This is a genomic window from Sideroxydans sp. CL21 (assembly GCF_902459525.1).
Classification (GTDB): Bacteria; Pseudomonadota; Gammaproteobacteria; order Burkholderiales; family Gallionellaceae; genus Sideroxyarcus.
In genome coordinates this window covers 1,277,740-1,300,541 of record NZ_LR699166.1, presented here as the reverse complement: position 1 = coordinate 1,300,541, position 22,802 = coordinate 1,277,740, and the positions used below count along the sequence as shown (strand labels likewise).

The following is a 22,802-nucleotide window of genomic DNA, read 5'->3' as shown; positions in this document are numbered from 1 at the left end:
CGGGTTTTTTGTTTTAAGCCGTACATTGCCATCTATTGCAATTGGGAGAGGATTGGGGGCACAATTCTGAGCGTTATGCCCCCTTTACGATTTTGATGCCCCCAGTGAGGTACGGCCATGAAGCTATCAGACCCGGCGGTAAAGAAAGCCAAACCAGAAGCCAAACCCTACAAAATGGCAGACGGCGGCGGAATGTATCTGGAGGTGATGCCGAACGGCTCAAAGTATTGGAGGCTCAAATATCGTTTTGGCGGAAAGGAAAAGCGGTTCGCCTTGGGCGTATATCCAGACGTAACCCTATCCGACGCTCGATCCAGGCGCGATGAAGCCCGCAAGCAACTCGCAAACGATATTGATCCCAGCGAACACCGCAAAGCCACCAAGGCAGCAAAATCCGAACGCGCAGCTAATAGCTTTGAAATCGTTGCACGCGAATGGATCGCAAAACAATCCAATACCTGGACAGCCAACCATGCCGATAGAATCATCAAACGGCTTGAACGCGACATATTCCCTTGGATTGGCGGAAAGCCAATAGCTGAAATCAAAGCGCCAGAGTTGCTTGCCACTCTCCGCAGGATTGAAGAACGCGGAGCAGTCGAGACTTCACATCGTGCGCTCCAAAATTGCGGGCAGGTTTTCCGTTATGCCATAGCAACGGGACGCGCCGATCGCGACCCTTCTCCAGACCTCAAGGGTGCCCTACCCCCAGTAAAACAAGAACACCATGCCGCCATTACCGATCCTATGGCAATCGCCGACCTTCTGCGCGCCATGGATGGTTATAAAGGCGCGTTCGTTACCAAGTGCGCTCTCCGCCTCGCCCCCCTATTCTTTGTACGCCCTGGGGAACTACGTAAAGCCGAATGGGCAGAGTTTGACTTAGATAAGGCCGAGTGGAACATTCCCGCAGCTCGTATGAAGATGCGCGAACCACACCTTGTTCCCCTATCCACCCAAGCAATAGAAATTCTTCGCGAACTGCACGCATTAACAGGCGATGGACGTTATGTGTTTCCAGGGGCGCGAACGAATGGCAGGCCAATGAGTGACAATGCAGTATTGGCCGCACTGCGCCGCATGGGATTTGCCAAAGATGAAATGAGTGGTCACGGCTTTCGTGCCATGGCGCGTACCATCTTGGATGAAGTTTTACAGGTGCGCCCCGACTTCATAGAACATCAACTTGCCCATGCCGTACGCGACCCCAATGGGCGCGCATACAACCGTACAGCACACCTTGCAGAACGCCGCGCCATGATGCAGCAATGGGCGGATTATCTGGACAAGATTAAGCAAGGTGCAGAAGTGCTAACGCTTCGAGCATAATTCGAGTTATCCACGCCTAGCCCGACGGGGCGAAAACGGACACCCTTATCCGCTGGCGTAGGTTCTATTGAGGGACGTGAAAGGGGCGCGGCATGTCTGAAGTTAAACACATTGCTAGATTGAAAACAGACGACTTGTCATGGTTTGACATTGGCAAATACGACCGAACTAAGTCTTGGGGAGTGCCCGATTGGACGAGGCATTTGGGTGTCAGGTATATGTTGAAAGGTGTTGCGGATCGTGGCCACTGTGTTGGCAAGAGCCCCAATGATAGTCTCAATGAAATACTCGTTAAGATCTTATGCAATCCAACGCCCAACGAAGGGGGACATGTTGGTGGATTCTTAGCAAAAGGCTCTTCAAGAGTTTGGGATAGAACCGTAGTTGACGTTTACGATGGCCAATTTAGATTGAAGAATGAGGCTTATCAGGACGTTGATTCAGCGGCAAAGGCCTGGTATCACCACATCGATGTAACTGGAGAAGTGCCTGAAATACCAGCATTGCTAGATAGGGCGTTTATTGATTTAATTTATGAGAGGTTTCCAGATAGCTCTTATTACGAAGAAGTTTTTGTTGACTTGAATACTTCGGACGCTCAATTGATAGGCGACTTCAAAAACTGGCTGGCAAAAAAACGTGAAGCAAGAGGAATGGGCGCCCCCAAAAAAGATGTTACTGATGCTGACATGCAAGACTGGTGGCGATACCGCGTGCTCGCGCTCATTGATATTGATCTGTTTTGCCACTATACAGATACGAGCATATCTCAAGCAACTTTGGGCAACCTGCTATTCCCTGATGAATTTGATATTGACGTTTCCGAGCGCGTTAGAAAGGTGGTGAGACCACTTGCAAACAAATTAATGTCAAATGTGTATCTTGCCGCTTTGGATGAGCAAGCCGCGAGAGTGGAACGAAAAACTGAATAATTTATTCCGTGATAGATATTCACCTATTTCATCCCTCGAAATCTACTGCCTGTGTAACTAAAGTCGCATCGTGCCGTTGCTTAACGGTGAACCGGAAACGATGCGATGCAAACCAAAACACTTACCGACACCCCCGCTTATCTGCGCCTAGCTGATCTGCGCAACCGCTACCGTGTAGCAGGGAGCACGATCTGGAAATGGGCGGCGACACCCTCAACAGGATTTCCTCAACCTGTGAAGCTTGGTAGCAATACAACTTGCTGGAGACTTACGGATTTGCTGGCGTGGGAAGCAACCCGCACTTCTGCAAAATAAGGGGGCGACATGGACACCACAAACAACAAGGGCGCACCTCGCAACGGCACGCCCTCAAAAACACCACGCGGCGATTCTAACAGCGCCCATGCACAACGGCAAAGACTGCTGGAACGCCTGAAACAATCCCCGATTGATACAGTAACAGCACGGCATGAACTGGACATTCTTTGTCCGGCTGCGCGGGTGTTGGAGTTACGGCGACGCGGTAACGGGATAGAAACGGTCTGGATAGGACGTCAGACCGATTGCGGCAAAGTGCATCGTGTCGCGCTCTACGTTTTACAACCCAGCGAGGTGTCCGATGAATAACCTGGACTGGATGGAACGCCTGCAATGCCTCGCTGTACGGTTTTCACACCTTGGCATAGGTGCTGACCTCACCGCGCTTTCAATGATCGAGGCATGGGGCTTGTATCTGTTCCTTTCACGCCTTGCGGATGGCTAAGCGATGGCAAAAAAGAATCGATACAGGAACGCGGCTGACAAACGCGACGGTGGCTCATTTATCACGCTGCCGTTGTGTGTGCTGAATGGAGCGGCTTATCTGGGGGTGAGTGCTCATGCACGGATGTTGCTGTTTGATTTGGTGGCGCAGTATCGCGGCGACAATAACGGCGACCTGTGCGCGGCCTTTAGCATGATGAAGTTGCGCGGGTGGAAATCTACCCACACGCTACATGCGGCAAAGCTCGAATTGATAGAGGCAGGCTTGATCGTGGAAACGCGGAAAGGTTCACGCCCCAGCAAGGCGAGCCTGTATGCGGTTACATGGTATGCGATGGACGATTGTGGCGGAAAGCTGGAAATTAGTGCGCAGTCATTTCCGCGTGGTGCATACAGGTTGAAAGATCCGCGACCAGTGCTAAAGGTGGTTGAGAAAAACGCACCCCTTAATGCACTGGCAGCATCACAAGCGCGCTAACTGATGCAGTGGCTGCACTAGAGGGCTAAGGGAAACTGTGTCACTGATGCACTAGCTGCATCACTAGAGGCACTTTTCAAACCAGCCCTGATGCACTAGTTGCATACCTATCTAGAATTACCATCTTTACACTGCATCTTGCAGGGAAGGTTAAACATGGCAACGAAGAAAATAGCAAAGACCGACGCAAAGCAACCCGCACAATCCGACAAGGAAAAGGCCGAATATGTTGCCAAGGTGTCACTGATGCCAAGCGTCAACGCGGCGGCAGTGGTTTCAGAATACGCGAAAGCCTTTGGCGAGCAAGACATAAGCGAGCTGACTGCGCAGCTACGCGAGAAAATTCACCAAGTGGAAGACGGAGATCTAAAGCTCTGTGAAGCCATGCTGGTCGGGCAGGCTAATGCTCTGCAAGCCATCTTTGTGAGCCTGGCAAGACGGGCAGTAAATCAGGAATACTTGAAGCAATACGAAACCTATTTGCGCCTGGCATTGAAGGCTCAGAATCAAAGCCGTATGACGTTAGAGACATTGGCGACGATCAAGAACCCGCCCGTGGTGTTTGCAAGGCAGGCGAATATCAACCAAGGCAACGGCAACCAGCAAGTGAACAACGGCACACCCTCCCCCGCTGCTCGCGCGGAGAAAAACATAAATCAGCAAAACGAACTATTAGAGGTGCAGCATGGCGGCGAGACAGTGGACGGTAGAGCAACGGGCGCAACAGGCGGAAAAGATCAGGCAATGGCAACCGTGGACTAGATCGACGGGGGCACGTACACCTGAAGGCAAGACGGTATCATCGCGGAACGCCTACAAGGGAGGTTGGCGAACAATGCTGCGTGAGCTATCGTCATTGCTGCGTGCGCAACGGGATGAGCTAAACGAGATTTCATAATGAAAAGTGGATTTGAGAGGCCGCTTTCCGGCAGACAATATGGCAACATGAAGTACCGCTGTGTGCCATTAGTGGGCGTAGCTGATTAAAAAACCCCGCCGTAGCGGGGTTATCACGTCAAATACTGGAAATGTATCAGGCGAAATTCATCAGGCTATTCTGGTTCTTACGACGGGAAGCGATGAAACCAACCAGTCCCAAGCCGGCAAGTAGCATGGCATAGGTCTCAGGCTCAGGAACAGCAGACAAAGGTGTGTACTTAGCGGAATCAGTTGCACAGGTGCCTAGTCCCTGCACATGTATGTACGAATTGATGAGGTTAGCATTCGATGCAAAAGGTGACACGTTCCATGTAACATAATCATTCTGGGAAAGCCTGTTGTTGGCACCCTTCCCGAAGCTGGTTCCAAAGTCGAAACAACCTATACTTGTGCCGCCAGTACAATTTCCGCCAGTGGTAGCGACGCTAGTCACTCCGCCCACATCGCTGGAAACAAAAGTCGATGTCATATTGCTCCAATTCACGTTAGGGTCAATATTGAACTCCATACCTCCAATGAAGGCGCTAGAACCGAAGCTACTGAACAAATTGTTGTTGATGGTCAGTGTAAACTGCCATGTGCCGGTGCCAAAATTCGTTACAAGCAGATTCGCAAATGGGTTGGATGAGAAATTGTTGGGAGCCGTGTAGCCTGATGATGCACTCAATAAAGTACCATAATCGAACGACTGCGTCGTAGATGCTTGGGCCGTGCCAGTGAAGGCAAGGAAACAGGCAACCATAGATGTATAAAGCATTTTAGATCTGAACATGATTCCCCCACTCAGTGGTTATAAATTCAATTAACTGGTTTTGAAGCTACTCCACTTGGGCAAAGAAAAATATTGTACTTAGGTACTAGAAAGGGGGAAGCTGTCAAATAACGTGATGCGAAATATAGATTTCCATGCGGATGACGGATATTCCTGGGGGCACAATTGGGGGCATATCAAAACTATTTATTCTCAATATCTAGCAGTGATGTGGCATAGATAGCACTATTCGGTAGACGCCGCCACAAAAAAGCTCACCTGTAAGGGTGGGCTTTTTTGTTTGTATTGAACACAACAATTTATATAAAATTCCGCTCCGCCTTGGTTCGCCGAAGTCCACAAGTGAGCGAATAGGAGAGCGCTCGTTTTTACCCTCGATAAATCGCGCTAATGGGAAATCCGGGTTGATATCAAACTGGAAACCGCTTCTGTTGCACGAAGCGCAAATGCACGCTTCCTTGACGCTATATTGACATTTTCTTTACGGAATCGTTGTTAGGATACGGGGACTCGGGCTATCCGACAATGCAGTGCCACTGCTTTATCTTTCAGGTAAGTAGATGGATAAGTTAGTAACTTTGTTTTTTAACTACTCAGGGGGAATCTATGAAATCTTTTATCGTAGGCATGACAGTAGCAGCAGGATTGATGGTAGCTGGAAGCGCAATGGCAGAAGATATGCCGCCATTGGCCAAGAAGAATGGTTGTACCGCTTGCCACGCAATTGACCACAAGGTGGTTGGCCCGGCTTGGATGGATGTGTCCAAAAAATACAAGGGTGTCAAGACTTACAAGTATTCAAATAACGGATCTGCTGCTCCCGACGCCAAGGAATTTCCGCTGGTTGAAGGTCTGATGATGAAGGTTTCCAAGGGCGGTCATGGCAACTGGGGTACTGCAGCAATGGTGCCTAACGACCCAGCCGGCAAGAAGCAACCAGAAATCAAGGAATTGGTCGAATTCGTACTGGGCCTGGCCAAGTAAATTTGATTCAGTTCTACACAAAAAAGCCGACGCAAGTCGGCTTTTTTATTTGCTTTGACCCGTTCTGAAATAAATTGATGCTATTTTCAATGCCAAATGAGGCGTCAAATTGCGTCAGGAAAATCGCTTCAAATACCCCGCATGCACAAATGCTTTCTACGTTGACTACGGCAGGTTTCTTGCCAGACGGAGCCCGTAGCTGAAATCCCGGTAATTGGAGGCGAACTTGGAACGCGCTGCCGCGCGCCCGAACTTGGGATCTTTTCCCCACGAGCCGCCGCGCAAAACGCGCATGGAACCACCCTCCCATGCGCTGCCATCCGCCGGGGCACCATTGTAGTTTTCGTGATAGTTGTCTTCGATCCATTCCCAGACGTTGCCGCTCATATCGTACAAACCAAATGCGTTGGCATGTTTGGTCGCAACCGGATGTGGCGTATTGAAAAAGAAGCCGCCGCTGTTCAAGGTGTTCCACGACACATTGTCCGCATTGTCGCTACCGCAATATTCCAGTTGGCTCCCTGCCCGGCAGGCATATTCCCATTCGGCTTCAGTAGGCAAACGATACTGTTTTCCGGTTTTGGCATTGAGCTTTTTAATGAAGGTCTGGGCGTCGTTCCAGCTGACTTGTTCCACCGGGCAAGTATCACCACACCCATTGAAATAACTGGGGTCGCTACCCATCACTGCATACCATTGTTCCTGGGTGACCTCGGTCTTGCCTATGGCAAAGGGTTTGCTGAAAGTAACTCGATGCACGGGCTTTTCGTCTGCTTCCCCGTTGTTCGATCCCATGTCAAAACTGCCCGCAGGAATCTCTACCATCTCCGCACATGTCGGGCAGTCTTTGAATGTCTTCCCGGCTTCCGGAAGTGCCTTCGCCGCTTCCGGGGTCGTTTTGCCCGTTTCCGGTTCGATCACCACTTCCCATTGGTATATCTTGTCCTGGGCTGCGCGCGCATCGGCACCTTCAGGAGCAAGCAGCAGATAATGCTTCATCTCTTGCGTCGCATCCCGGTATTTTTTTGCTTCGCCAAGGAGCAACCCCAACTGGTAGTGTCCCTCGGGCCACCAGGGAGCAACATTCAATGCCTTGCCATACAGCGCTATAGCCTTGTCAGGTTGCTTTTCCTGCATCATGAATTCGGCCTGAACCTTGTACTTGTGGGCCTCCTCGGACAGAACCGGTTTGGGATTCGCTGCCAGATATTTTGCGGCAACCTCCTGGAACGGGTCGTTCGCGCTTTCGGCAAATGCCGGTGCGCAAACAATTAAAAGAATAACTGCCAGACACTTCTGAATGTTAACCAAAATAAAATCCCTTCATATGTGCTTCGTCGGTGGTGACTGCGAGTAATTGTAGCTGTTTTTTTAACATGGTTTTTTGAAGCTTCTAAAAATCATGATCATTGACATATCAGGAGCGATTTGCACCAGCCTGCGTGTTCCGGGCATGCGGCTAGTCCACGAAGCCCGCCCTGTCCCGAACAGCGTCTAGCCCTTTACCATGAACTTCTCAAGATGCTCGATAAACGCCCGTGTCTTGGCCGGCAAATAGCGGCGCATCGGCATCACCGCCCATGCCGGGACGGAAGGTAAACACCATTCCGGCAAAATGCGCACCAGCCGTTTCATGTTCACATGTTCTTGCGCAAACCGGTCGGGTAAAGCGCCGATGCCGGCACCGTCCAGCAGAAACTGTTGGATGAGGCCGATAGAGTTCAGCGCCAACCGTCCGGAAGGAACGCCTTCCCACAAGGCCTTGCCGCGCGACAACTTCCACGGGATGGAATCGCCATGATCGGAAAGCAACCGTACCGCAACGTGCTGTAGCAGCTCATCCGGATGCTTGGGCGACGGATGCAGGCTCAGATAAATAGGACTGGCATACAGGCCGAAGTGTTGGTCGTCTATCTTGCGTGCAACCAGGGTGGAGTCGTTTTCCAGGTTTCCCATGCGAATGGCGAGATCGAACCGCTCTCCGATCAGATCGACCAAGCGTGAACTCAGATCGAGATCAAGTTGGATCTCCGGGTAGGCTTCAATGAAAGTGGCCAGCGCACGCGACAGATTGTGCTTGGCATAATCGTCCGGCATGGAGATGCGCAGGCGGCCATGCGGCTGCACATCGTGGCTGCGCACAAAATCCTGCGCTGTCGCCACCTCTTCCGCTACCCGGCGGCAATGATCGAGAAATTCCTGACCGAATTCGGTGAGCGTCAGACGGCGCGTGGTCCGCAACAACAAGCGTTGCCCCAGCGCCGCTTCAAGATTCGTCAATCGGCGCGAAACCGTCGCCTTGGGCATGCCGAGATGCTCGGCAGCACGCACCATGCTTTCCTGATCCGCAATCGTGGCGAACAGGATGTAGTCATCGGCAGAGATGTTTGTCTGTTCCATTTGTGAGACAGTCTATCTCGAATTCATGGCTTTATCTATCTTTTCGAGACGCCTAATATGCAACCACTTTACTCCACTAAGGAGAACGATATGAACACTGCCACCCAAGTCACACTGCAACAATCGCGCACTATCGACCGGCTGGTCGAGGGCGTCGCCACCTCCGATGGCGCCGGTGTGAAACTGACGCGCGTACTCACCGGCAAATTGCAGCACCGGCTCGACCCCTTCCTGATGCTAGACGCATTCGGCAGCGACGATCCGGACGACTACATCGCGGGATTCCCCGACCATCCGCATCGCGGCTTCGAGACTGTGACCTACATGCTCTCGGGCCGCATGCGCCACCGCGACAGCGCCGGACACGAAGGCTTGCTGGAAAACGGCGGTGTGCAATGGATGACTGCCGGCCGTGGCGTGATCCACTCGGAAATACCCGAACAGAAAGACGGAGTCATGGAAGGCTTCCAACTCTGGCTCAACCTTCCTGCACAGAGCAAAATGGCTCAGCCCTGGTACAAAGACTTTGCCAGCAAGGATATTCCGGAATATGTCACTGCCGACAATGTCACCGTACGCGTCATCGCCGGCAGCAGCAATGGCGTAAATGGTGCCGTCATCCGCGAAACCACCGAGCCGCTGTATCTCGATATCCATTTGCCTGCCGGGTCCGCATTCTCGACTTCGCTGCCAACCATGCACAACGCTTTTATTTACGTTTATCGCGGAGCAATAAAAATCGGCGATACGCCGGTAGCGTCGCGCCGCATGGGCATCTTGAGCAACACACCCGAAGCTGACGGCGTGACGCTGACAGCGACGGAAGATGCGCGCCTGATACTGGTTGCGGGAAAGCCTTTGAAAGAGTCCATCGTTCAATACGGCCCTTTCGTGATGAATACGCAGGAAGAGATACACCAGGCATTGGACGATTTTCGAAATGGGCGTTTGGCCTGAAACGAACTTAAGCAAATTACGCAAGGAGCAACGAATGAACACCCTGTTCAAGTGCTTAACCGGCGCTGCCGTCCTGATACTGATAACCAGCCCGGTCATGGCGCTCGAATTCAAGCAAGTGCAAACGAATGACAGCGCGGTCACTTTTGGTTTCAAGCAAATGGGCGTACCGCTGGACGGCAAGTTCAACAAGTTCTCGGCACAACTCTCATTCGACCCGACCCAACTGGCCAAAGCGCAGGCTCGCATCGATATTGACCTGTCCAGCATCGACACCGGCTCGGCAGAAGGCAATGAAGAGGTGGTCGGTAAAAAATGGTTCAACGTCAAGGACTATCCTACCGCCAGCTTTGTTTCGACCGGAATCAAGGCATTGGGTGGCAATCGTTATCAGGCCCTCGGAAAACTCAGTATCAAGGGCAGGACGCAGGATGTTGCAGCACCCGTCACCTTCCAGTCCGACGGCAAGCGCGGAATATTCGAGGGCGCCTTTGAAATCAAGCGCCTCGACTATGCGATCGGCGAAGGGGAATGGACGGATGTCAGTTCGGTCGCCAACGAAATCCAGATCAAGTTTCACGTTGTAGTCAATGCATCACCCAGCAAGAAGTAGCTTTACCTTTATCCACCACCTAGGAGAACACCATGAAAAGATTAGTTGCCCTGGCCTTAGCCGCCTCTTTGTCTTCGGTCGCTTTTGCCGCATCCGAAACTTACGTGCTCGACACCAACCATACCAAGCCGCGTTTTGAATACAGCCACTTCGGTTATTCCACCCAGCTCAGCCGTTTCGATACGGTAAAAGGCACTGTCACGATTGATCGCGCCGCCAAGACCGGATCTGTAGATGTAGAGATCGATGCAAAATCGGTCGATACCGGATATGCCTTATTCAACGAACACATCCAGGGTGAGGATTTCTTCAACACTGCAAAATATCCCACCATTACTTTCAAGTCGGACAAGATGAAGTTTGAAGGGGACAAGCTGGTTGCGGTCGAAGGCAATTTGACGATCAAAGGCATCACCAAGCCGGTAACGCTGACTGTAACCTCCTTCATGTGCATGCCCCACCCGATCATGAAAAAAGATGCCTGCGGTGCCAATGCAACAGTTCAGGTAAAGCGCTCGGATTTCAATATGGCCAAGTACGTGCCCTATGTAAGTGACGAAGTAACCCTGTCCATCCCGGTTGAGTCCATCAAGCAATAATAACGCTTCATCCCTCTCCCTCACGGGGGAGGGAATTTTATAGTCAAGCAGGCAAGGAGTATGACATGAGCAATATCCTCTTCACCCCCACCACACTTGGCAAGCTGCAACTGAAGAACCGCGTCGTCATGGCGCCAATGACGCGTTCGCGCGCCACCGGTAACGTGCCGAACGAGCTAATGGCAAAATATTACGCAGACCGCGCAACAGCGGGTCTCATCATCACCGAAGGCACATCCCCCTCCCCCAACGGGCTCGGCTATGCACGCATCCCCGGCATGTTCAGCGATGAGCAGGTGAAGGGCTGGAAACAAGTGAACGATGCAGTGCATGCCAAGGGCGGCAAAACGTTCATCCAGTTGATGCATACCGGCCGCGTCAGCCATCCGGCCAACATGGCCGCTGGAACCAGGATTGTTGCCCCTTCGACCGTCGCGGCACCGGGAGAAATGTGGACAGACAGCAATGGCATGCAGCCACACCCGGCTCCCGCCGAAATGAGTGAAACCGATATTACACAGGCCATCGCTGAATATGCCAATGCCTCCAAGCGGGCCATCGAAGCCGGCTTTGATGGAGTCGAGTTGCATGCAGCAAACGGCTATCTGATCGATCAGTTCCTCAATACCGCCACCAACCAGCGCACCGACAAATGGGGCGGCAGCGTCGAGAACCGCATCCGCTTTGCGGTGGAAGTGGCCAAGGCTGCCGTTGCGGCCATCGGCGCAGAGCGCGTCGGAATGCGCATCTCGCCCTATGGTGCGTTCAACGGCACCGTTTCCGACGTCAAGACGGATGCCTTGTATCTACGCCTGATCGAGGAACTGAACAACATCGGTCTTGTATATATTCACGTAGTCGATCACAGCTCGATGGGAGCGCCGGAAGTCAGCCCGGAACTGAAGTCAAAGATCCGCGCCAACTTCAAGGGCAAGTACATCCTTTCCGGTGGTTATGACGCCGCTCGGGCGAATACTGACCTCGACGCACAGCGCGGCGATCTGGTGGCTTTCGGGCGTCCGTTTGTCTCCAACCCGGACCTGGTACAGAAGCTGCAAAATGGAACAGCACTGACTGCGCCGGATTTTGCCACCTTCTATACGCCCGGCGAAAAAGGTTATACCGATTATTAATTCGTATCGGCACCGGGCGGCGGTCTTTGGCAGACTGCCGCCCGGTGATACAATTCGCGCCTTTCAATTTCCACCTAAAGGCGTCGCACCATGAGTTTGAACAGAGTCCCCTCCGGCAAAGACCTTCCCAACGACTTCAACGTTATCATCGAGATCCCGATGCATGGCGAGCCCGTGAAATATGAAGTGGACAAAGAGTCCGGCGCGATCTTCGTGGATCGCTTCATGAATACCGCGATGCACTACCCCTGCAACTACGGCTACATCCCGCACACACTCTCCGACGACGGCGATCCGGTCGATGTGCTGGTCATCACCCCCGTCCCGCTGAACAGCGGCGTCGTGGTGCGCTGTCGCCCGCTGTGCGTGCTGAAGATGGAAGACGAATCCGGTTTCGATGCCAAAGTGCTGGCGGTCCCTGTAGACAAGCTCTCGACCCTGTATCGCGGCCTGAAAAACTATACCGAGCTGCCCGAGATCGTGCTGAAACAAATCGAACACTTCTTCGCCCATTACAAGGACCTCGAACCCAACAAATGGGTCAAGATCGGCGGCTGGGGAGATGTGGAAGAAGCGCGCAAGGAAATCATGGCTGGCGTTGCCAACTACGAGAAATCCTCCGACAAACCGCAATTCTGAATCGCCAGGAGACCACGATGACCGCACGCATCATTGACGGCAAAGCCATCGCACAGGAAGTGCGCGCCGAATGGAAAGTTCGCGCCGACGCCTTGAAAGCGCGCGGCATCTCGCCCGGACTGGCGGTCATCATCGTCGGCGAAGACCCGGCTTCCAAGATCTATGTCGGCAACAAGGTGAAAGCCTGTGCCGAACTCGGCCTGTACTCTGAACATATCGCCCTGCCCGCCGACACCAGCGAGTCGGCACTGCTGGCAAAGATCGCCGAGTTGAATGCCGACCCGAAGATACACGGCCTGCTCGTGCAACTGCCCGTGCCCAAACACATCGACAGCAGCAAGGTGATCGAAGCCATCAGCCCTGACAAGGACGTCGACGGCTTCAATCCGATCAACGTCGGCGCGCTATCCACTGGCAATATGCGCTTCGCCCCCTGCACGCCTTTTGGCGCGATGACACTGCTGGAAAAAGCCGGCGTACCCATCGAAGGCAAACATGCCGTCGTGATCGGCCGCAGCAACATCGTCGGCAAGCCGATGGCGATGCTGTTGCTGCAGGCCAACGCCACCGTCACCATCTGCACGTCGAAGACCGTCGACCTCGCCAAGTTCACGCGCGACGCCGACATCCTGGTCGTCGCCACCGGCAAGCCGAAGATGATCACCGGCGACATGATCAAGCCCGGCGCAGCCGTCATCGACGTGGGCATCAATCGCATGGCAGACGGCAAGCTGTGCGGCGATGTGGATTTTGAATCTGCAAAAGAAGTCGCCGGATGGATCACCCCGGTTCCCGGCGGCGTCGGCCCGATGACCATTACCATGCTGGTGGCCAACACGGTGCAGGCGGCCGAGCGGGCGGCGGGCCAATAAAGTGCGCTACCTTAGGGCAGCGGAGTTATCCCATTGGCAACCAGCTCTGCATTGATCGCAATCTTGTTTTCCTCATTATTCCCAACCGTCCCGTTAGGAGTCATCCACCCGTACCAGACGTTGCCCGCCCTTACCCCATAGATGTAGTTGTTCATCCACGCGAGAGTACCGGTTGCCGACAAACGCAGTACCGTCGGCACCACCGTATTGCCTGTACTTTGTATGCTTACTAGGACAGTACCGACCGCTGATGTCGTGATGGCAGAGGCAATGTCAGATGCCAGGCAACTAGCAGTACTAAAAACGTTATAGTTATTACTCCCCGGTGCTGGTGCGGGATTAATCGGTTGAAGAACACTAAAATTGTCCGTATCGCAGAAGGTGGGGCCAGTAGCCCCAACACTCGGCAAGGCAGTTAGCGCGGCACCCGATGAATCTGTTAATGCTGTGCAATATGCAAAACCGCATAGAGAATACCAATCCGAGCCATAGGTTTGTGTGAAACTCACCGCCCCTGCAGGATAGTTGCCCGGCACGGAACAAGTGACAACCAGTCCCGTAGTTGGTGAGGTACATGTAATGGGAGTGCCTGCCAGACTAGTGCTCACCATGGTGACCGCAAGGGCGGGCTCTCCCGTGTTCGTAAGAATTATTGTGCTGCCGTCGCCGCTGTCGACCCATGTCCCGGTAGAAGGACATTGCAGCCACCCTGTTGGAATCAAATCGTAACAGGCCCCAAACCAAGGGGTTGGATTAGTCCCCCAAGTTGTGCCAGCCAATAACTTTTCAACATAAGTGTTGTTGTAAGTATTTGCCGTTGCAGTCGCTACCAGCGTGCTTTCAGAAGCAACTACAGCCGAAGCAGGGGTGATGGCCCACGAGCCCACAAAACCCGGCGTTAGATGATCGGCAATGTAATTGCCAACAGCCGTAGTCGCTCCTGACGCAGGAGGATTCGCAGAAGGTGTAACGGAATTACTGGCATTCGATGCAGTTCCTGTGCCCGCACTGTTGGTGGCTGTAACCTTGAAAGTGTAGGCCGTGCCATTGGTTAATCCTGTGACTGAAATCGGGCTGGCGGTGCTTTTGGCGGTGATGTTTCCCGGGGTGGAGGTCACGGCATAGCTGGTAATAGCTGCACCGCCATTATTGGTCGGCGGCGTGAATCTTATTGCTGCTGTGGTATTGCCACCCGAAGCGGTAACGCCCGTCGGTGCCCCTGGTGCAGTAACCAAAGATAAGGGATTGGTTGTAGTCGTAGCAGTAGTACTGCTTCCGCCACCACACCCAACCAATGCCAACATCAGCCCAATAACAAACAATTGCGATATTGCCGGGATTCCTTTTCTGCCAGCTGCGGGGGTAACTAAATAATCAGTCATGATCATCACTCCATATGAATTAATTCTTATCTAAACCCGTTGCAGTTGATTCACTTTGATTCCTATTCTTAAAGTTTCCAGAGTAGTTCCAGTCCGTAACCGGCAGTTTCAAGCCTACTGTTTGGTAACTCCGCTAAACCTATTGTCTGGCTTCCACGAGAAGAATTAGACAATTGCCCCCACAATCCAATCTGGATATTATTTTTAATTGCCCAGCTATACCGGCCTTCAAGCCATACATCGTATCCTTGTATGTTTGTAAAGGTATCGCCCGGATTGTCGGTATTTGTCACTCTCCGCCAAACTGGAACGCCGGCAGTGAGACTCAAAGAATAGTGGTCAGGTCTATTGAGTACTTGTTCTGACTCTAACCCTATCCCTAAATTGACCAATATCTCACTCGCTGTTTCTTCAACAACCGAACTGGTGTTTACTCCGGGTTGTGCCGCTACAAATGCGCTGCGTTTGAACGAATTGGTATTAAACGAAGGCCCTCCCATCACAAACCACTCATTTGCGATTCGTTTATGCAGAAAAAGACGGGTACTGGATTGAGAAAGACTGAAATCGTCCTGTTGAAGCAATCCTGTATTGAATGAATACCCACCTGCGCTGAACGGACTGGTGGCGTTCCACGATTCGGTTGCATTCCCGGGATAGAACGTAGATTGATTTTCAATGGACAGCAGATAATCGTGGTCTATTGCGTAAAGCGCACCACTATTAATTATCAGGTTGTTAGTCTGGGCTTTGGATTTTATGGCACCTGTATTTTCCTGATAGCGCACTGATGAGCCTGCCAGTCCGACGAAAAACGAAAATCCTTTATCGGACAAACCGTCTGATTTTGTATCGTCCGCAAGCGCAGCATTAGCGACAAAAATTAACCCGACAAGAATCGTGCGGAACGAGGCGTTTGTTAACATCGGCTTATCCCTTTTAGACGCATCACCCAAGGAAGCCAGGCTCCCTCGGGTGACATACATTGAATTCGATTAAAATGCAGCGACCGCAATTAGTGACATATTGTTATAAACCGTTTGCACAAAAGCATAGCTGGTATTCGTTCCTGGAGTGCCATAGTAATGACCCATTGTCACAGTAGCCGTAACGTCGTTGATATTAGGACCGTAATAGGTGTTGTTGACTGTTTGGCCATTGGCCGAATCATTCATATTGAGTAAAACGGCGTTTGAATATGATCCGGTTGGCTTTGTCCAATTCACCGTCACGCTTATTGGGGAAGTCGAACCAGCGGGAGAGACCCCCGTAATCGTTGCAAACCAACTTGCAGGAACGCTCGCCGGTGGAGTAACTTGAAGCCTCTCCATATGCGTCTCCACGAGGGTAGCGCCATTATAAAAGCTGACTGTGTAATCACTTCCGGCCACCGCGTTAGCGTTGAAGCAAGGAGTAGTAGGTGTTGCCGCCCCCCAGCCACTAGTATGGCTTGCGACCCAAGTACAAGAGACCAAGAGACTGTTCCCCTCGATCCCGGTAGAACCATCCGCTGCATAATATGAATTTGGGGTAGATGAAGAATAGTATGGGTCTTGGATATAACTATCTGAATTGAGATTCGGATCCGCAGGCGTTAACGTCACAGGAATTGGTGTAGCGTTGTTGCCGTTTATTTGCCAATCTCCATAAGCAACCAGCCCAGCCCCACCAATAACGGCTTTGGTATATGGATTTGGTTGTCTGCTTGAGGCAGCGGTACTGGTATTGGGCACATGCAAATGCAAACCCGACCTACTGGCAGCGCCACTCCAGCTTTCTGCAAGTACGGTGGACTTGTAATTTCTTTGGTTACCGGCAATTGTCCAAGATCCTCCCAAACATGTAGTGGGGTTATATCCGGTATCAATCAGTTTGATTATTCCACCCTGCATCCCGGAACCCAAATTTACACCGTGGTTAGCGATATGCACCCAGACAGAGGTAACACAGTTGCCTGCGTCAAAAGTCGCATTGGGTGCAGGTGTGACTCCGGTAAAGGGAGCGCTAGAATAGGGGGCAATCGCGCCGCCCGTAACCGTCTCGCCTAACGGAAATTCGTTACCAAGTCCACTTTGGGTCAGGAATGTAGCGCCACTTTGACCGTCATCCAAAAAGGAAACGTCAATTAGCGGCGTCAGAGTCGTCACAAGAAGCGGGTATGTAGCTTGATTTAATGCACTTTGCAAAGTCGCAAATACTTTTGGAATTTCTGTGGTAGTGGTAAGGACGGACGAAAGATTTGCAGCTTGAGCCGCCTGAGCCGTACTAATGGTTCCCGTAGTAATGGAGGTCGTCGATTGCGTACCGGCAGTACCGGTAGTCGGGACAGTCATCACCGGTGTTGTCGGGGCGGATATGGATGAGACTATATAGCTGCTTGCTCCTGATCCCGCCGGAGTCACAATAATCTGATCCATCACAAGATCCACACCAGTATGGTTAGCTGTAAATGGTGTTGTAAAAACATTGTAACCACTTGGGAACGATAAACCCGCTGGTACCGCAGCCACGAAAGTTGTATTGGCCGCTGACAATTTCCCGTAAATTGTGTTTAGTAGCGCCGGGCATGCGGAAATATTACCGGTACATGCACTTTCAAGAGATTGGGTGCTTACCCCTGATGAATAGCCCAGCACAATATCCGTGAGAGGAGTGATGTTGGTAGTTGAATTGGCATTACCCGTTGTTGCCAAAGAATACATATTGACGGGCGATCCGCCTGAATTTACCCCAATGACGTGAAGCAAGAAGGGACCTTGCCCCGTTGCGCTGACACTGTAATTTCCACTTGAATTTGTGGTAAACGGAATCGTGTTTCCCGTTGATGCATCCAGGACATACCCTCCGCCGTTGATTACAGGATAGCCGGACGCAACGACGCCGGATAAAGTAATACCTGAAGCTTTTGGTGATGTGGTAGAGGTGGAACTTGAACTTCCCGCTCCTCCGCATGCCACAAGAAGTACCGGCAAGATAGCCATTACCATCGGTGTCTTTGTCCAATGTGAAATTTTTAGTTTCATGTTCGTTACCTGCCCTTCTGTCAACTATGACGAAATGCTTGTTAGAAATTCAACCCAGTTTGCATACTCAAGACTGCTTCTTGCTGACTCGCATAGGCCACGGAAAGGTCAACGTGCAATCCAAAGGGAGATAAGCCAAGGCCCACGGAAGGCAGGTTCGGATAGTTGCCTTTCAAGTCATGGCGGTAACCAACACGTAGTTGCGCCCAACGCCAGGCATCGAACTCCGCGCCAAACCGCAGATACTGCGACTCCTTGCTGAATCCGCTCACAACCGGCTGGTTAGTGATGACATCAAGATCAATTCCGGTAGTGGTCAGGTCGGTCAGGTAACTTGCACCGACGGTGGCCTGAGGTTTAACAGTGATGGTATTTCCGAGAATCGTCGTAAAGCTTCTGGACATCATGTTTTTAACCACCATTCCAACCTTGACTTCATTTTTGTCTGAGGTCTTGAACATATCTGCAGCCTTGAATGTTTTTGAAACACCAACATCCATATTGTAGGAACTGTATCCTTTCTCGCCCTGATTCAAGGACAAGCTCGTAGACTGTGCGTTGACAGCATAGTCATAGGTTGTCAGTTGCGAGACTTTAGGCGTGACGCCCATATCAATCCCGCCGAGAAAGTCAAAATGATGCGCAGCGGTTATTCCAACGTCTTTAAATCTCACTCCGCGAACCAATAGTTGCGATTGCAGATTATTCACTGTGCCATTCGGGGCAAGCCCATTCACCGTGGTGGCTGCGGAAGCGCAGGCTGCCTGGTTGGCGGCGCAGCTGTTCAGCGCTAACGATATATTGGAAAGGGTTGCCTGGTCTGCCGTCGCATATGCAAAGAGTGCGCCCGCTTCTACCCGTTCATCGACAAACAAGGAAAACGCAAAATTTTTGCCTGGGATCCCGAGCATGGCTCCCGCAAAAATATCGCCCATTAATGACTTATTACTAGCTTGTGCCAACGAGTTGTTGAAATTGGTGATCGCCGAAGCTGCCGTAGCTGCAGTGATTTGAGAAGGATTGGCCTGGAAGGCATTGATGGCGGAACTCAACGCATTGGTGTTGCTTTTGAGCGTACTCACGTCCGAATGAAGATTGTTCTCATCCTGAAGCCGTAATGAAATGATGGGAAATTCAAACGCCACGGAATCGCGCGGCGTCGACGCCAACATCGCCGGATTCTGAAAAGCCGCATTGCGTGTATTGGAAGTGGTTACCCCTGTACCACCCATTGCGACGGCACGGGGATCGTATGTGCTGTCATCGGCATAAGCGATTAGAGAGAGGCAGGACATAGCCACGACCACAGTGGCTTGACTTGGATTTATATTTAGCAGTTTTTTCTTCATTTTTAAAAACCTTTTGCAAAGACCATGTTTATTGAAAGGCCAATGTTTAGCCTGATTTGACACGATGCTACCCAACCAATTAGGTTTGCAAAATACGGCGTTTGGAGTACTGCGAATGCCGTATGCCAATTCAGAATCTTCATGTACATTACGCATAACGTAGAATTTCTTATTTTGCGTTTTGCGTCAGGTTACTAACAAAAAGAGCTTGTAAATAACCAGCCATGCGATTACTTATCATTGATGATCACGCCTTGTTTAGAGAAGGTTTGGTTTCGCTAATTGCACGTGACAATCCAGAGGCAACGCTTCTGGAAGCGGCGTCGCTGGCTGAAGCGCAAAAGCTGGTATCGAACAACAAACAAAGCTTTGATTTTGTACTGCTGGACCTGAAGCTTAATGAAATGGAAGTCAGTCAGGTGACTACCAAAACGATCCAGATGTTTCCGGAGATACCCATTGTTGTGCTTTCCGGTGAAGTGGATCCACGCTTGATACGAAGTTCCATTGAAGCTGGCGCTATGGGATTCATCCCGAAATCACTTACTTTCTCCGATTTTTCCGCAGCCTTGACCCGTTCTCTGGCTGGCGAAGTGTATCTTCCGCAAATGGGCGTCAAAGAACGCTTGAGTGGTTTGAAAAGAGGAAGTCTCCCGTTTCACGGGGATACTGACAGTGTGACCTCCGCGATTGAACGGCTATCACCTCGACAACTCGAGATATTGCGCTTGCTGGTATATGGATTGAGTAATTGTTCCATAGCCAAGAAATTGAAAATTAGCGATGGCACTGTCAAGACACATTTGGGTAATATTTTCCCTTTATTAGGCGTACATTCCCGAGCAGAGGCGGTCTACTTGCTTGCCCAAGTCGAACACTCCATTGGTCGGCATAGCAGGACGCGAAAGTCGGATGAGCGCATTCATGACAACTAAGCTGCTGCAGACTGAAACCGACAAAGCGGTTGCCGCAGAAAAAATCAAGGCTTTTTTCAAGGATTCAAACGATCAAAATCTGGCAGGCGCTGTCGTTTTCACGCTGATCATTTGGGTAGTGGTTGAATATGTTCCCACATGGTCATGGCTTTCCGGGTTGGTAATTGTCTATGCCGCGACCGGCGCACGTGCATATTTGATTTGGCAATATGGCCGGAATTCAACGTCCAAATCGCCGGAACAGTGGGAAGCCGGTCAAGTTTTCTTAGTCGCAGTTGCGGGTACAGGCTGGGGCTTTACGAACACAATCATGAGCACATATGTATCCGTGCCATTCCAAGTGTTTATCGCAGCAGTAACATCCGTTGCCGCTGCCGCTTCGACGTTGGAGGGTTTTTCCTACCCAGCTCCTTCCAGAGCATTCATCGTCACTTCGCTTACTCCATTGACGCTCTGGTTCTACACCGTACAGGACCGATTGCACCTAATTCTCGGCGTAATGCTGACTGTTTTTATCACCGTGATTCTCTGGCAGGCAACAAAACATCACTATTCATTTATCGATTCGTTGAAATTGCGTTTCGACAATGAAATTCTGGCGAACAAATTAGCGGAACAATATAAAATCGCCGAAGAGGCTGGCTGGGCGAAAGCCAGGTTTCTCGCAGCGGCAAGCCATGACTTGCGCCAACCCATACAGGCATTGATGATTTTTCAGGAACTGATCCGTCCCGAAATAATCTTGACTGAAAAGGGGGAGCACTACTTCTCCCGATCACAGCAAGCTGTAAAATCAATCAGTAATCTGCTGGATTCATTGCTGGATATTTCCAAACTTGATTCGAATACAGTCAAGTGCGAGCCACAGGTGGTTAATCTGGAGAATTTGCTTGATGAAATACGAAGTGAATTTATGCCATTGGCTAAACAAAAGGGAATTCGTCTGCGTATTGTGAAGACTTCCAATTGCCTTGAAACCGATCCTTGGTTGCTGGGACAAATTCTACGCAATTTGATTTCCAATGCGCTGCGCTATACCCATACTGGCAAGGTCCTCGTAGGGTGTCGTCGTCGGCAAAATCGTTTGGCGATAGCGATCTGGGATACTGGCATTGGAATTCAGGAAAAATACCTGCGGGCGATCTTTGGCGAATTCTTCCAGGTAGACAATAAGGAAAGGGATCGCCAACGCGGGCTTGGACTCGGCCTCGCCATTGTTGATCGGGCTGCAAAGCTGCTGAACGCAACGGTTACGGTCAGCTCCAAGTTAGGGCATGGATCTTGTTTTACAATTTCTTTGCCTTTGGGCAATGAAATAACTAAAAACTCAATAAATCCAATCGAAAAATCTGCATTGTCAAATTTTGACCTGCAAGATCGACTTATTGTTGTAATCGAAAATGAGGCGCTAATCAGGAAAGGGATACATTCCCTTCTGGAAAACTGGGGTTGCAAAGTAATTTCCGGGGAATCCGAAGATGATGTACGGGAGCAGATACACCATCAGAATAAGGCAATCGATATGGTGATTTCCGATTTCGGTCTGGCAGGTAGCAACAACGGAATTGACGTAATCCAAAACCTCAGAATACATTTTGGGAGTGATATTCCTGCCCTGCTGATTACTGGCGATACCAGCCAACACGCGATACAAGAAGCAAGCAAGGCGAATCTGAAAACCCTGCACAAGCCTATACAACCATGGCTGTTGCAGCAGACTTTAACAGGGTTATTCAAACCAATATAGCGTGTTCCTTTTTTCGCTAGACTTCATTCAACGCAACTTTACATGCGTCTCACCGGTTAACAGATCATGAAAGAGATTTATTGTATGCCAGCATTCCCGCAATGACACCGCATGCACTGCAGGAATATTTCCACAGCCATATACCGCTTTCCGGCGCGATGGCTGTAGCAGTCCAAGCAGCCACACCGCAAGTCGTACGCCTGGTTGCGCCGCTGGCACCCAACACCAATCATCATGGCACCGTTTTCGGCGGTAGCGCCTCTGCCGTCGCCGTTCTGTCGGCGTGGGGATTGCTTTATGTCTCTTTGGTAGATGCGAGCATCAATGCAGACCTCGTGGTCCAAAAGAGCAGCATGAACTACGAACAGCCCATCACGGGGGAGTTCACTGCCGAAGCTGTTGCACCTGCGCCGGAAAAATGGCAACGCTTTGTTGCCATGTTGCTGAAATACAAACGCGCCCGCATCAACATCCCGTCGGTTTTGAAATGCAATGGGCAGAAGGTTGGCGAATTTGAGGGAGACTTCGTCGCCACCCTGTCCTGAGCTGGCAGCTCAGGCTTTCTTGCCGATAAGCTCGATCATGTAGCCATCGGGATCCCTGACAAACGCAATGATCCTCGTCCCGCCATTCATCGGACCCGCTTCGCGCACCATCTTCCCGCCCAGTCTCTTGATCTCGTCACAGGCGGTATAGACATCGTCGACCTCGAGGGCGATATGGCCGTAGCCTGTGCCCAGGTCGTATCGATCGACACCCCAGTTGTAGGTCAGCTCGATCGCCGATTGTTCGCTCTCGTCGCCATAGCCGAGGAAGGCCAAGGTAAATTTCCCATCGGGGTACTCATGTCGCCGCAGCAGCTTCATGCCCAGCACTTTGGTATAGAAATCGATGGAGCGATCAAGGTCTCCAGTCCGGATCATCGTGTGAAGTATTCGCATCGTTGTGTTCCTGAAG

Annotated in this window: 25 protein-coding genes; 17 read left to right on the top strand and 8 right to left on the bottom strand. The window is 51.2% G+C overall.

All coding sequences use genetic code 11. The features are described from left to right. Positions 1–117: 117 nt before the first annotated feature. The 7 genes from QOY30_RS06170 (at position 118) to QOY30_RS06140 (ending at position 4,263) form a co-directional block, all read left to right on the top strand. Positions 118–1,329: a tyrosine-type recombinase/integrase gene (locus tag QOY30_RS06170; protein ID WP_283743752.1), complete on the top strand. Its 1,212-nt coding sequence runs from the start codon at positions 118–120 to the stop codon at positions 1,327–1,329. A gap of 92 nt (positions 1,330–1,421) precedes the next feature. Beyond that, positions 1,422–2,261, top strand: a complete 840-nt coding sequence (locus QOY30_RS06165; protein WP_283743751.1) for a DUF6387 family protein — start codon at positions 1,422–1,424, stop codon at positions 2,259–2,261. A gap of 105 nt (positions 2,262–2,366) precedes the next feature. Next, the gene (locus QOY30_RS06160; protein WP_283743750.1) at positions 2,367–2,576 is read left to right on the top strand and encodes a helix-turn-helix transcriptional regulator; all 210 of its coding nucleotides are present in this window, start codon (positions 2,367–2,369) and stop codon (positions 2,574–2,576) included. A gap of 9 nt (positions 2,577–2,585) precedes the next feature. Then, the gene (locus QOY30_RS06155; protein ID WP_283743749.1) at positions 2,586–2,888 is read left to right on the top strand and encodes a helix-turn-helix domain-containing protein; all 303 of its coding nucleotides are present in this window, start codon (positions 2,586–2,588) and stop codon (positions 2,886–2,888) included. After that, positions 2,881–3,024 (top strand): hypothetical protein, encoded by a 144-nt coding sequence (locus tag QOY30_RS06150; protein ID WP_283743748.1) that lies wholly within the window; start codon positions 2,881–2,883, stop codon positions 3,022–3,024. The genes QOY30_RS06155 and QOY30_RS06150 overlap by 8 nt, the downstream gene beginning before the upstream one ends. 3 nt (positions 3,025–3,027) lie before the next feature. Beyond that, a complete protein-coding gene (locus tag QOY30_RS06145; RefSeq protein WP_283743747.1) occupies positions 3,028–3,501 on the top strand; it encodes a hypothetical protein in 474 nt (157 codons plus the stop codon). Positions 3,502–3,657: 156 nt separating this feature from the next. Next, positions 3,658–4,263 carry a hypothetical protein gene (locus tag QOY30_RS06140; protein ID WP_283743746.1) on the top strand — a complete coding sequence of 202 codons (606 nt, stop codon included), beginning with the start codon at positions 3,658–3,660 and terminating at the stop codon, positions 4,261–4,263. A gap of 271 nt (positions 4,264–4,534) precedes the next feature. On the opposite strand, the gene QOY30_RS06135 is transcribed toward QOY30_RS06140, so the two are convergent. After that, the gene (locus QOY30_RS06135; RefSeq protein WP_283743745.1) at positions 4,535–5,212 is read right to left on the bottom strand and encodes a PEP-CTERM sorting domain-containing protein; all 678 of its coding nucleotides are present in this window, start codon (positions 5,210–5,212) and stop codon (positions 4,535–4,537) included. Between the two features lie 606 nt (positions 5,213–5,818). Here QOY30_RS06135 and QOY30_RS06130 point away from each other — a divergent pair. Further along, positions 5,819–6,196, top strand: coding sequence for a c-type cytochrome (locus QOY30_RS06130; RefSeq protein ID WP_283743744.1), 378 nt, complete (start codon positions 5,819–5,821; stop codon positions 6,194–6,196). Between the two features lie 165 nt (positions 6,197–6,361). Here the strand turns inward: QOY30_RS06130 and QOY30_RS06125 are convergent, their stop codons facing one another. Both QOY30_RS06125 and QOY30_RS06120 read right to left on the bottom strand, forming a co-directional pair. Beyond that, complete coding sequence (locus QOY30_RS06125; RefSeq protein ID WP_283743743.1) at positions 6,362–7,507, bottom strand: formylglycine-generating enzyme family protein; 1,146 nt, start codon at positions 7,505–7,507, stop codon at positions 6,362–6,364. A gap of 183 nt (positions 7,508–7,690) precedes the next feature. After that, positions 7,691–8,596: a LysR family transcriptional regulator gene (locus tag QOY30_RS06120; RefSeq protein ID WP_283743742.1), complete on the bottom strand. Its 906-nt coding sequence runs from the start codon at positions 8,594–8,596 to the stop codon at positions 7,691–7,693. Positions 8,597–8,686: 90 nt separating this feature from the next. Here QOY30_RS06120 and QOY30_RS06115 point away from each other — a divergent pair, with 90 nt between their 5' ends. From QOY30_RS06115 to folD, 6 genes are all read left to right on the top strand, one after another. Beyond that, the gene (locus QOY30_RS06115) at positions 8,687–9,553 is read left to right on the top strand and encodes a pirin family protein (RefSeq protein ID WP_283743741.1); all 867 of its coding nucleotides are present in this window, start codon (positions 8,687–8,689) and stop codon (positions 9,551–9,553) included. A 34-nt stretch (positions 9,554–9,587) separates the two neighbouring features. Then, positions 9,588–10,166: a YceI family protein gene (locus QOY30_RS06110; RefSeq protein ID WP_283743740.1), complete on the top strand. Its 579-nt coding sequence runs from the start codon at positions 9,588–9,590 to the stop codon at positions 10,164–10,166. Between the two features lie 32 nt (positions 10,167–10,198). Continuing rightward, positions 10,199–10,765 carry a YceI family protein gene (locus QOY30_RS06105; protein WP_283743739.1) on the top strand — a complete coding sequence of 189 codons (567 nt, stop codon included), beginning with the start codon at positions 10,199–10,201 and terminating at the stop codon, positions 10,763–10,765. Positions 10,766–10,830: 65 nt separating this feature from the next. After that, the gene (locus QOY30_RS06100) at positions 10,831–11,898 is read left to right on the top strand and encodes an alkene reductase (RefSeq protein WP_283743738.1); all 1,068 of its coding nucleotides are present in this window, start codon (positions 10,831–10,833) and stop codon (positions 11,896–11,898) included. A 90-nt stretch (positions 11,899–11,988) separates the two neighbouring features. After that, complete coding sequence (gene ppa, locus QOY30_RS06095; protein ID WP_283743737.1) at positions 11,989–12,537, top strand: inorganic diphosphatase; 549 nt, start codon at positions 11,989–11,991, stop codon at positions 12,535–12,537. A gap of 17 nt (positions 12,538–12,554) precedes the next feature. Continuing rightward, on the top strand, positions 12,555–13,409 hold the full coding sequence (folD, locus tag QOY30_RS06090) for a bifunctional methylenetetrahydrofolate dehydrogenase/methenyltetrahydrofolate cyclohydrolase FolD (RefSeq protein WP_283743736.1): 855 nt from the start codon (positions 12,555–12,557) through the stop codon (positions 13,407–13,409). Between the two features lie 11 nt (positions 13,410–13,420). Here the strand turns inward: folD and QOY30_RS06085 are convergent, their stop codons facing one another. The 4 genes from QOY30_RS06085 to traF all read right to left on the bottom strand — a co-directional run bounded on the left by QOY30_RS06085 (position 13,421) and on the right by traF (position 19,163). Continuing rightward, positions 13,421–14,791, bottom strand: a complete 1,371-nt coding sequence (locus QOY30_RS06085; protein ID WP_283743735.1) for a fibronectin type III domain-containing protein — start codon at positions 14,789–14,791, stop codon at positions 13,421–13,423. A 68-nt stretch (positions 14,792–14,859) separates the two neighbouring features. Then, complete coding sequence (locus QOY30_RS06080; RefSeq protein WP_283743734.1) at positions 14,860–15,717, bottom strand: hypothetical protein; 858 nt, start codon at positions 15,715–15,717, stop codon at positions 14,860–14,862. Positions 15,718–15,786: 69 nt separating this feature from the next. Then, positions 15,787–17,814 (bottom strand): hypothetical protein, encoded by a 2,028-nt coding sequence (locus QOY30_RS06075; RefSeq protein WP_283743733.1) that lies wholly within the window; start codon positions 17,812–17,814, stop codon positions 15,787–15,789. Between the two features lie 41 nt (positions 17,815–17,855). Next, on the bottom strand, positions 17,856–19,163 hold the full coding sequence (traF, locus tag QOY30_RS06070) for a conjugal transfer protein TraF (protein WP_283743732.1): 1,308 nt from the start codon (positions 19,161–19,163) through the stop codon (positions 17,856–17,858). Between the two features lie 224 nt (positions 19,164–19,387). Here traF and QOY30_RS06065 point away from each other — a divergent pair, with 224 nt between their 5' ends. The 3 genes from QOY30_RS06065 (at position 19,388) to QOY30_RS06055 (ending at position 22,390) form a co-directional block, all read left to right on the top strand. Beyond that, positions 19,388–20,098: a LuxR C-terminal-related transcriptional regulator gene (locus QOY30_RS06065; RefSeq protein WP_283743731.1), complete on the top strand. Its 711-nt coding sequence runs from the start codon at positions 19,388–19,390 to the stop codon at positions 20,096–20,098. After that, positions 20,088–21,845, top strand: a complete 1,758-nt coding sequence (locus QOY30_RS06060; RefSeq protein WP_283743730.1) for an ATP-binding response regulator — start codon at positions 20,088–20,090, stop codon at positions 21,843–21,845. The genes QOY30_RS06065 and QOY30_RS06060 overlap by 11 nt, the downstream gene beginning before the upstream one ends. 101 nt (positions 21,846–21,946) lie before the next feature. Further along, positions 21,947–22,390 (top strand): YiiD C-terminal domain-containing protein, encoded by a 444-nt coding sequence (locus QOY30_RS06055; RefSeq protein ID WP_283743729.1) that lies wholly within the window; start codon positions 21,947–21,949, stop codon positions 22,388–22,390. Between the two features lie 9 nt (positions 22,391–22,399). Here the strand turns inward: QOY30_RS06055 and gloA are convergent, their stop codons facing one another. Continuing rightward, on the bottom strand, positions 22,400–22,786 hold the full coding sequence (gene gloA / locus QOY30_RS06050) for a lactoylglutathione lyase (RefSeq protein ID WP_283743728.1): 387 nt from the start codon (positions 22,784–22,786) through the stop codon (positions 22,400–22,402). Between the last annotated feature and the right edge of the window lie 16 nt (positions 22,787–22,802).